Here is a 3,007-nt window from a genome sequence, read left to right as displayed (position 1 = left end):
ATCAAATACTATCTGTAACGCTACTAAAATTAAACGCCTTCACCCTTACTCCAGGGACAATACTATTACCTAAGCGCTCAACTCTACTCAAAGCATCCACATCCCGTAGCATATCCGGTAAACTTTGATTAAACCGCAGATTCTTAATCGGATAGGCAATTTTTCCATCCTCAATCCAGAATGTACCATCACGAGTCATCCCCGTTACCTCCAAAGTGCGAGGATTAATATAACGAACATACCAAGCACGACTTACCAGAATTGCTCGTTCAGTTTGAGCAATTAAATCTGCTAAACTTCGATCTGAACCCGTCATCACAATCGGAAATAGATTACCCGTCGGCTCTTTCCCCTGTTGCTCTGCCCAATAACGACTGTAAGATAAAGTTTGGGGAATCCCATCTTTAATTACTTCTGTATAGCGATTGCTCAAACCATCGCCGAAACAAGTACCTAACTGTAATAAAGGATGAGCTGGATTTCGTTGTACTTGCACTAAGGGACTAAAAATCTGTTCGCCAACCCGATTTCCAGCAGACGTACCCGCCTCATCAGTACGAGACATAAAAGAGCGCCCTTCATCTGCTGCCCTGCCATCCAAATTCCAAATTGTCCAACCCAGTAAATCAGCAAAAGCAGCAGGATTAAAAATAACAGGATAGACTCCAGGAGAGACTTCGCGAGGATGACGGGAAGAAAAAGCACGCTCGATTAGCTCCTCTGTCATCGACTCAATCGGCAAAGAAGCGATCGCAAAACCAGTCCTTTGACCCCAACTCGAGCCATCTTCAATCCGTGCTGTAAAACTAAAATCAGCCTCAGTACCGCGATCGCAAGCTCTTAATCCTCGGGAATTACCAATAACATCAACAAAAGCCTTCGTACTCAGTGTACCAGATCCTTCCACCCCAGCCTGCTCTGCCAATTTAGTCACTCGCTGGACTATTTCTCCTCGTGCTAGAGGTGATAAATTTACCGTATTTTCATCGAAAGCAGGGAGGCGAGGATCGTATTCTTGCGGTTCTAGCAATGGAACCCATTCTGGATCTTCAGGAGCAATCCTGGCTAACTCTTCTGAACGACGGATTGTCTCTGTAATCGCATAAGAGTTAATTTCTGTAGTTGAAGCCGAAGCACTACGCTTACCGAAATAACTAGTAATTGTTAGAGTAAAGCGATTGCGACTAATATTTTGACTAATCTGATTTTCCGAAAAGCGGCTCAGGGCAGATTCACTAGCATTGAGACTGACAAAGACACCTTCAGCTTGAGACTGTTTAATAGTTGATTTCACTAGGGATAATGCTTCGTCTTGGCTTAGGAGAGTAGGATCTGTTGCTATTGTCATATCTATTTATTTTAGTTATTTGTGGTTGGTTATTGGTTGTTGGTTATTTGTTATTTGTGGTTGGTTATTTGTTATTTGTCATTTAGAGTACTTATGAAAATATTATATCTGTGAACAACCAATAACCAACAACCAACCAACAACCAACAACGAACAACCAACATACGATACCATCCAAGTGTAGTCAACATTACACGGAAACCCATGATGGAGCCAGATTCTCCACCAGCAGAGCTAATTCTGACGCACCCGCGTCAGACTCTTGGCTCCATTCAACTTGACTGGAATGCCCAACCCGGTAGCTATCTCGACTTTGAAGGACAAACCTACGCTGTTTTAGAACGTCGCCATCGCTATTTTCTCAGATCTGGGCGCTATCAGTTACACAAAATCGCCCTCTACGTGCAATCTGCCCAACGCCCCAGCGAAAGAAGTTTGATTGACGGATACTGGGTAATTGGAGATATTAGCTGTCGCTACAATGCTCGCTCTGAATTAGTTCGTTGTGCAGTTAATCCAGAAGGACCATGTAATTCTTGTCGCTTTTATGAAAGGGAGTAGGGAGTGGGGAGTGGAGAAATAGAAGATTTTCTATCCAAATGCTTCTAACCTTCAACCTTCAACCTTCATCCTTCATCCTTCAACCTTCAACCTTCCCAAAACTTCTCCTACCTCTAAATGAAACCCATTGGCAAAATCCCATCCAGATTGAACTTTTTTACCACTCATCTGGACTTCCCGCAAAAGGAGGAGTCCCTCTCCCGTCTGGACAATCGGACCAATTCCTTTGGTAATATTAATTACTTCTCCAGGATTTCCAGAATATTCAGAAAGAGAGGAGTAATCCTGTGCTAATCCTTGTAAATCTGGAGGCAACTGGGAAAAATAACTTGCTGCAATAGGCGCAGTAGCGATAATTTTTAGAGGTTTTTCTCTAAATGATGCCACACAATTGGGGATAAATCCCCTAATTTGATTATGGAGTTCAATAGCAGAGCGAGACCAATCTATCAAATAATTAGACTTTTGCAGTAAAGATGCGTAGGTAGCTTGGAAGTTATCTTGAGGAATTGGTTTAATGTCTTGGTGTTCTAATTTAATGATTGTTTCCACTAACAAATTTGCGCCCAAATCAGCCAGGGTTTCTGCTAACTGATGAGAGTTATCTAATATTTTTATTGGTGTATTTGCTTTTAACAAGATTGCGCCTGTATCCATCCCCGCATCCATCAACATGGTGGTAATGCCCGTCTCAGTTTCACCATGATAGAGACACCACTGAATCGGGGCTGCCCCCCGATACTTTGGCAAAATTGAGCCGTGAACATTGATACAACCTAATTTAGGCATATCCAGAATTTTTTGGGAAAGAATTTGCCCGTAAGCAACAACCACAAAGACATCTGCTTCTACTTGACGAAGCTGTGTGAGAGTTTCAGGACTTTTTTTTATTCTTTCTGGTTGCCAAACTGGTAGTTGATGTGCCATGGCAACAGATTTTACAGGCGAAGGAGATAACTGATTACCTCGCCCTCGACGCTTATCTGGTTGAGTAACTACACCCACAACTTCTAGATCTGGATGATGTAGTAACTTCTCTAAAGTAGGGACGGCAAATTGGGGTGTACCAAAGAAAATAATTCTCATGGGGTAGGGGGG

The 3,007-nt window shown here is 42.7% G+C and carries 3 protein-coding genes; 1 reads left to right on the top strand and 2 read right to left on the bottom strand.

The genetic code is table 11. From position 1 onward, the window contains the following. Position 1 precedes the first annotated feature (1 nt). Positions 2–1,348 carry a TldD/PmbA family protein gene (locus NJ959_RS27825; protein WP_254015009.1) on the bottom strand — a complete coding sequence of 449 codons (1,347 nt, stop codon included), beginning with the start codon at positions 1,346–1,348 and terminating at the stop codon, positions 2–4. Between the two features lie 207 nt (positions 1,349–1,555). Here NJ959_RS27825 and NJ959_RS27820 point away from each other — a divergent pair, with 207 nt between their 5' ends. Beyond that, positions 1,556–1,909 carry a DUF6464 family protein gene (locus NJ959_RS27820; RefSeq protein WP_254015011.1) on the top strand — a complete coding sequence of 118 codons (354 nt, stop codon included), beginning with the start codon at positions 1,556–1,558 and terminating at the stop codon, positions 1,907–1,909. Between the two features lie 72 nt (positions 1,910–1,981). Here the strand turns inward: NJ959_RS27820 and fmt are convergent, their stop codons facing one another. Further along, the gene (gene fmt / locus NJ959_RS27815) at positions 1,982–2,995 is read right to left on the bottom strand and encodes a methionyl-tRNA formyltransferase (protein ID WP_254015010.1); all 1,014 of its coding nucleotides are present in this window, start codon (positions 2,993–2,995) and stop codon (positions 1,982–1,984) included. Positions 2,996–3,007 lie beyond the last annotated feature (12 nt).

This window comes from Limnofasciculus baicalensis BBK-W-15 (genome assembly GCF_024178385.1).
GTDB classification, from domain to species: Bacteria; Cyanobacteriota; Cyanobacteriia; order Cyanobacteriales; family Coleofasciculaceae; genus Limnofasciculus; species Limnofasciculus baicalensis.
This window is presented reverse-complemented; position numbering and strand designations above follow the sequence as displayed.